The organism is Micrococcus sp., from assembly GCF_030523875.1.
In the GTDB taxonomy this organism is placed as follows: Bacteria; Actinomycetota; Actinomycetes; order Actinomycetales; family Micrococcaceae; genus Micrococcus.
In genome coordinates this window covers 1-6,460 of sequence record NZ_JAUNHR010000101.1, presented here as the reverse complement: position 1 = coordinate 6,460, position 6,460 = coordinate 1, and the positions used below count along the sequence as shown (strand labels likewise).

Here is a 6,460-nt window from a genome sequence, read left to right as displayed (position 1 = left end):
GCGGGGCAGGACCGCTGGAATGTCGCCGGGGCACTGGTCGCCGGGCGGCACCCGGGGGAGGGGAAGGAAAGGGCGGAAGCGGGGACGGGAGGAGCCGGGTCAGTCGAGCCCGAGGAGACCGCGGAACACGCCCATGCCGAAGAACAGCACGAACGCGGCGGCCACCACCCACAGCAGCGGGTGGACCTCCCGGGCCCGACCCTGGCCGGCCCGGATCACGGCGTAGGCGATCATGCCGGCGCCGATCCCGTTGGCGATCGAGTACGTGAACGGCATGAGGATGAAGGTGAGGAACGCGGGCAGGGCCACGCCCCAGTCGCTCCAGTCCACGTGGACCACCTGCGAGCACATCATGAAGCCCACCACCACGAGCGCGGGGGCCACGGCCTCGAAGGGCACGAGGTACACGAAGGGCGAGAGGAGCAGCGCCACCACGAACAGCAGGCCCGTCACCACGGAGGCGAGCCCGGTGCGGGCGCCCTCGCCGATGCCGGTGCCGGACTCCACGTAGATCTGCCCGGCGGACACGGAGGCCGCGCCGCCGGCGGTCACGGCGAGGGCGTCCATCATCAGCACGCGGTCCTGGTTCGGGATGGTCCCGTCCTCGCGCATCGACCCGGCCTCGCGGGCCAGGCCCACCATGGAGCCCATCGCGTCGAAGAACACGGAGAGCAGGATCGCGAACACCAGCAGGGACGCCATCAGCCAGCCCAGCTTCTCGACGGCGCCCACCAGGGACACCTCGCCCAGCAGGGACAGGTCCGGGGCGCTCCACGCCGGCAGGGACGGGGCCACGAGGGACCAGCCGTGCGGGTTCACGGTGCCGTCGGCCGCCACGGACGGGCCGATGTGGAAGACCGCCTCGAGGACGTTGGCCAGCACCGTGGCCACGACGATCCCGATGAGGATGGCCCCGCGCACGCCGCGGATCACGAGGATGGAGGTGAGCAGCAGGCCCACCACGAACACGAGCACCGGCCAGCCGGCCAGCTCGCCGCCGGTGCCCAGGCCCACCGGCACGGTGGTCCCGGCGGCGTCCGGCAGGCGCCGTACGAACCCGGCGTTGACCAGGCCGATCAGGGCGATGAACAGGCCGATGCCCACCACGATCCCCGTCTTCAGGCCGTCCGGCACCGCGTTGAACACGGCCGTGCGGAAGCCGGTGGCCACGAGCACCACCATCACGAGGCCCGCGAGCACCACGAGGCCCATGACGTCCGGCCAGGTGAGGCCCGGCGTCGTCGCCACGGTGATGGCCACGAACGCGTTCACGCCCAGGCCCGTGGCGAGGGCGAAGGGGTGGCGGGCCCACAGGCCCATCGTGATCGAGGCCACCGCGGCCACGAGCGCGGTGGCGGCGGCGACGCGCGGGATCCCCAGGGTCGCGCCCGTCGAGTCCGCGCCGGAGAGGATCAGGGGGTTGAGCACCACGATGTAGCTCATGGCCAGGAACGTGGCGATGCCGCCGCGCACCTCCTGGCCGGGGGTCGAGCCGCGCTCGGTGATCGAGAAGTACCGGTCGAGGCCGGAGCGGGCGGCGGGCGGGCGGACGTCCTGGGACGTGGGCCCCGGTGCGGGGGCGCCGGCGGTGCGGGAAGACATGCCGCACAGCCTAGTGAGCCCCGCCCCCCGCGCACGGTCCGCGTCGGCGTGCGGCAGACTCGGCCGGGATGAACCGTCCTCGCCTGCCCGTGGCCCTCGCCGCCGCCGTCCAGATCTACGCCCCCTCCACCGTGTACGCGGTGGGCCTGGGCGCCATGACGCCCGCGATCGCCTCGGCCGCCCTCGCGCTCGGCCTGGGGGCGGCGCAGGCGGCCGCCGTCGTCGTGCTGGTGGGCCTGGGCTCGCTGCTGGCCAACACGCCGGTGTCCCTGCTGGCGGCGCGGGCGGGGGAGCGGCGCACCATGGTGCTCTCCGCGGCGCTCGGCACGCTGGGCGCCGGCCTGGCCTGGGCGGCCACGGCCCCGCTCACCGCCGGCGGCGTGCGCGCCGAGGGCGTCGACGACCCCGTGCGCCTCGCCGTGCTGCTGGTCGGCGTGCTCACGGTGGGCGCGGCCGGCGCCGGTTTCAACCTGGCCCGCCAGTCCTACCTGGCGGTGGCGGTCCCGGCCACGCACCGCGCCCGCGCGATGTCCACGCTCGGTGGGACCATCCGGATCGGCGTGTTCCTGGGTCCGTTCCTCGGCGCCGGGCTGCAGGCGCTGCTGGGCCTGAGCGGGGCGTTCGCCGCGGCCACCGTCATGATGGCCGCCGGCGCCGCCCTGTGCGTGCGGATCCGGGAGCTGCCCGTGCCCGACGACGGCGGCGCCGCCCCCGCCTCGGACGCCGCCGGAGTCCGGGGGCCGGAGCGGGGCGCCGGTGGGACCGTCCCCGCGCGTCGCCGGCCGCGGCTGACGGACGTGGCCCGGGCCCGGCGCGGCGTGTTGGCCACCGCCGGCTTCGGCGTGGTGGCGGTGGCCGCGGCGCGGGCGGCGCGCAACGCGGTGATCCCGCTGTGGGCGGCGCACCTGGGGATGTCCCCGGCGGCGGCGTCGCTGGTGTTCGGGGTCGCCGGGGCCGCGGACCTGCTGCTGTTCTACCCCGCGGGCCGGCTCATGGACCGCCACGGCCGCCGGGCGGTGGCCGTGCCGTGCCTGGCGCTGCTCGGCGCCGGGTTCCTGGCGGTGTCGCTGACGTCCGAGCCCGGGTGGTTCGCCGCGGCGGCGCTGCTGCTGGGCGTGGGCAACGGGTTCGGCGCCGGGATCGTGATGACCCTGGGGGCGGACTACTCCCCGCCGGACGCCCGGCCCGAGTTCCTCGGCCTGTGGCGCTCCATGTCGGATGCGGGCATGCTCACCGGGCCCCTGCTGGTGTCCGCGGTGACGGCCGTGGCGGGCCTGGGCGTCGGCGTCGGGGTGATGGCGGCGGTGTGCGCCGGCGGGGCCGCGGTGTTCGCGCGCGTGCTGCCGGCCGGGCCCGGCGCGGTGGACGACCCGGCGCCGCTGGGCCGCCGCTGAGCCGGCTCAGCCGGCCGCGGGGGCGCGACCGGGATCGTCCGAGGGCTCGGGCGGCAGGGTCTGCCCCGAGGCGTGGTCGTCGAAGATCATGTAGGTCTGCGTGTCCACCACGGCCGGCAGCGGCTGGAGCCGCTCGAAGATCACGTGGCGCAGGTCCGCGGTGTCCCGGGCGCGCACCAGCAGGATCACGTCCATGTTCCCGCCCACCAGGGACACGTGCCACACCTCCGGGATGGCCAGCAGGGTGGCGCGCAGCTCGCGCCAGTCGTGCTGGCGCAGCTTGAGCATCACGTGCGCGGACGCCGTGAAGCCCGTCTTCACGGGGTCCACGCGCGCGGAGAACCCGGTGATCACGCCCGTGTCCTGCAGGCGGTTCAGGCGGGAGTAGCAGTGGGCGCGGGAGACGTGCACGCGCTCGGCGAGCGCGGCCACGGACAGGCGACCGTCTTGGGAGAGCTCGCGGACGATCGCACGGTCCACGCGGTCGAGGGGGGACGGGGTCATGGCGGTCACCTCCGGATCGGGCCGGCGCGGGGGACCGGCGGGGCGGGACCGGGACGGGCAGGACCCGACGCCCCGTCCTCGTGACCCGGGTCACCTCGGCAGGATGTCTTTCCAGAACGCCTCGCACGGGCATCCTGTCCGGTGATCATCCCATATGCGGTGACGATGTGCCCGCCCCCTGCACACTGGTGCCCACAGATCGAGAGGACACCCATGACCAGCACCAGCCCCGCCGCGCCCGCGGGCGACGGCGCCCCCGCGCCGGACGCCGGCACGCGCGCGGCCGCCGCCGCCGCGTTCGGCATCTCCCTCGAGGAGTACCTGCTCCCGGCGTCCCGCCGCATCCAGCTGATCTCCGAGGACGGCGAGGTCCTGCCGGTGGACCGGCAGGGCACCTCCCCGGGCCACGAGTACCCCCTGCCCTCGGACGACGAGCTGCTGGCGGCCTACCGCCACCTCGTGATCGGCCGCCGGGTCAACGACCAGGCCTACGCGCTCGTGCGCCAGGGCCGCATGGCCGTCTACCCGTCCTCGCACGGGCAGGAGGCCTCCGAGGTCGCCGCCGCCGTGTGCCTGGGCGAGGACGACTGGCTGTTCCCCACCTACCGGGACACCGTGGCCGTGCTGGCCCGCGGCGTGGACCCGCTGCAGGTCATGGTCGCCTACCAGGGCACGTGGCATCAGGGCTACGACCCCAAGGAGCACCGCGTCTCGGTGCAGTCCACCCCGCTGACCACGCAGATGCTGCACGCTGTGGGCATGGCCAAGGCCGCCCGCCTGCGCGGCGAGGACGTCGTCACGCTCGCCATGGTGGGCGACGGCGGCACCTCCGAGGGCGACTTCCACGAGGCCCTGAACTTCGCCGCCGTGTTCAAGCTGCCGGTGGTCTTCTTCGTGCAGAACAACAAGTACGCGATCTCGGTGCCCTTCGCGAAGCAGTCCGCGGCGCCGTCGCTGGCCCACAAGGCCGTGGGCTACGGCCTGGCCGGCGAGCGCGTGGACGGCAACGACCTCGCCGCCCTGCTGGCCGTGCTCGGCCGCGCCGTGGACCTGTGCCGCGAGGGCAAGGGCCCCTTCCTCGTGGAGGCGGACACCTACCGCATGCAGTCCCACACCAACGCCGACGACGCCACGCGCTACCGCGAGGCCGCCGAGGTCGCGGAGTGGGAGGCCCGCGACCCGCTGCGCCGCATGACCGCGTACCTGACCTCCACCGGCGCCCTCACCGAGGAGCTCGCGGAGCGGTACCGCCAGGACGCCGACGACGTCGCCGCCTCCCTGCGCGACGCCATGAACGCGGAGGCCGAGCTGGACCCGCTCGAGCTCTTCGACCACGTGTACACCGTGCAGACCCCGCAGCTCGCCGCCCAGCGCGCGCAGCTGGCCGAGGAGCTGTCCCGTTCCGAGAACCAGGAGGCCTGAGATGGCGGCACTGACCTTCGCGGCCGCGCTCAACGCGGCCCTGGCCGACGAGATGGCGGCCGACCCCATGGTGGTGGTGTTCGGCGAGGACGTCGGCACCCTCGGCGGCGTCTTCCGCATCACCGACGGCCTGACCAAGCGCTTCGGCGAGGAGCGCTGCTTCGACACCCCGCTGGCCGAGTCCGGCATCGCGGGCCTCGGCGTGGGCATGGCCCTCGGCGGCGCCCGCCCCGTGATGGAGATGCAGTTCGACGCGTTCGCCTACCCGGCGTTCGAGCAGATCGCCTCCCATGCGGCCAAGATGCGCAACCGCACCAGGGGCGCGGCGCCCATGCCGCTGACCATCCGGATCCCCTACGGCGGCGGCATCGGCGGCGTGGAGCACCACTGCGACTCCTCCGAGTCCTACTACGCCCACACCCCGGGCCTGAAGGTGTACACCCCGGCCTCCGTCAAGGACGCCTACCTCATGCTGCGCTCCGCCATCCGCCTGGACGACCCGGTGGTCTTCATGGAGCCCAAGAAGATGTACTGGACCAAGGCGGACCTGGACCTGGACGAGCTGCGCGCGGAGTTCGAGGCGCAGTGGTCCCGCGTGGAGTCGAAGGCCGAGCACGGCGAGGCGTGGGCGCGCGCCGCCGTCGTCCGCCCCGGCACGGACGTCACCCTGGTCTCCTACGGCCCCTCCGTGCCCACCTGCCTGGCCGCCGCCGACGCCGCGGGGGAGGAGGGCGTCTCGGTGGAGGTCGTGGACCTGCGCACCGTCAACCCGCTGGACGAGGACACCATGGCCGCCTCGGTGGCCAAGACCGGCCGCGCCGTGGTCGTGGCCGAGCCGCAGGGCTTCGCGTCCGTGGCCTCCGAGCTCGTGGCCCGCATCCAGCAGCGCTGCTTCCACTCCCTCGCCGCCCCCGTGGGCCGCGTGACCGGCTGGGACATCCCCTACCCGGCGCCGAAGCTGGAGGAGCACCACCTGCCGTCCGTGGACCGCATCCTGGACGCGATCGACGACCTGAACTGGGACCTCGACGCCGAGGCCCCCGCCGCCGAGGAGGCCCGCGCATGAGCAGCACGTTCACCCTTCCGGACCTGGGCGAGGGCCTCACCGAGGCCGACCTCGTCCGCTGGCTCGTGGCCGAGGGCGACGAGGTCGCCGTGGACCAGCCGATCGCCGAGGTGGAGACCGCCAAGGCCCTCGTGGAGGTGCCCTGCCCCTACGCCGGCACCGTGCTGACCCTGCACGGCGCCGAGGGCGAGACGATGATCGTGGGCGAGCCCCTGATCACCGTGGGCTCCCCGGACGAGGCCGACGCCGCCGGCCCGGCCGAGACGCCCGCCGAGCCCACTGCGGAGAAGCCCGGCGCCCTGTCCTACCGCGAGGAGGAGCGCGCCGGCGTGATGCAGCCCGGCACCTCCCAGCCCGCCCCGGACAAGGCCCGCGGCGGCGACGGCGACGTGGCCGGCTCCGACGAGGAGGCCTCCGGCAACGTCCTGATCGGCTACGGCACCTCCGGCCACGGCGCCAAGGGCCGCACCCG

The 6,460-nt window shown here is 74.7% G+C and carries 6 protein-coding genes; 4 read left to right on the top strand and 2 right to left on the bottom strand.

Annotated features, from left to right (window positions below):
- Positions 1-99 precede the first annotated feature (99 nt).
- Complete coding sequence (locus tag Q4D18_RS10535; RefSeq protein ID WP_303128161.1) at positions 100-1,602, bottom strand: NCS2 family permease; 1,503 nt, start codon at positions 1,600-1,602, stop codon at positions 100-102.
- Between the two features lie 68 nt (positions 1,603-1,670).
- Here Q4D18_RS10535 and Q4D18_RS10530 point away from each other — a divergent pair, with 68 nt between their 5' ends.
- On the top strand, positions 1,671-2,996 hold the full coding sequence (locus tag Q4D18_RS10530) for an MFS transporter (RefSeq protein ID WP_303128159.1): 1,326 nt from the start codon (positions 1,671-1,673) through the stop codon (positions 2,994-2,996).
- Between the two features lie 6 nt (positions 2,997-3,002).
- On the opposite strand, the gene Q4D18_RS10525 is transcribed toward Q4D18_RS10530, so the two are convergent.
- Positions 3,003-3,500, bottom strand: coding sequence for an Lrp/AsnC family transcriptional regulator (locus Q4D18_RS10525; RefSeq protein ID WP_303128157.1), 498 nt, complete (start codon positions 3,498-3,500; stop codon positions 3,003-3,005).
- 213 nt (positions 3,501-3,713) lie between these two features.
- Here Q4D18_RS10525 and Q4D18_RS10520 point away from each other — a divergent pair, with 213 nt between their 5' ends.
- The 3 genes from Q4D18_RS10520 to Q4D18_RS10510 all read left to right on the top strand — a co-directional run.
- Entirely contained in the window at positions 3,714-4,922 is a 1,209-nt protein-coding gene (locus Q4D18_RS10520; protein WP_303128155.1) for a thiamine pyrophosphate-dependent enzyme, read from the top strand.
- Between the two features lies 1 nt (position 4,923).
- Positions 4,924-5,988 (top strand): alpha-ketoacid dehydrogenase subunit beta, encoded by a 1,065-nt coding sequence (locus Q4D18_RS10515; RefSeq protein WP_303128152.1) that lies wholly within the window; start codon positions 4,924-4,926, stop codon positions 5,986-5,988.
- Positions 5,985-6,460 (top strand): biotin/lipoyl-containing protein (locus Q4D18_RS10510; RefSeq protein ID WP_303128148.1); only part of this gene is annotated, 476 nt, incomplete at its 3' end. The genes Q4D18_RS10515 and Q4D18_RS10510, both read left to right, overlap by 4 nt.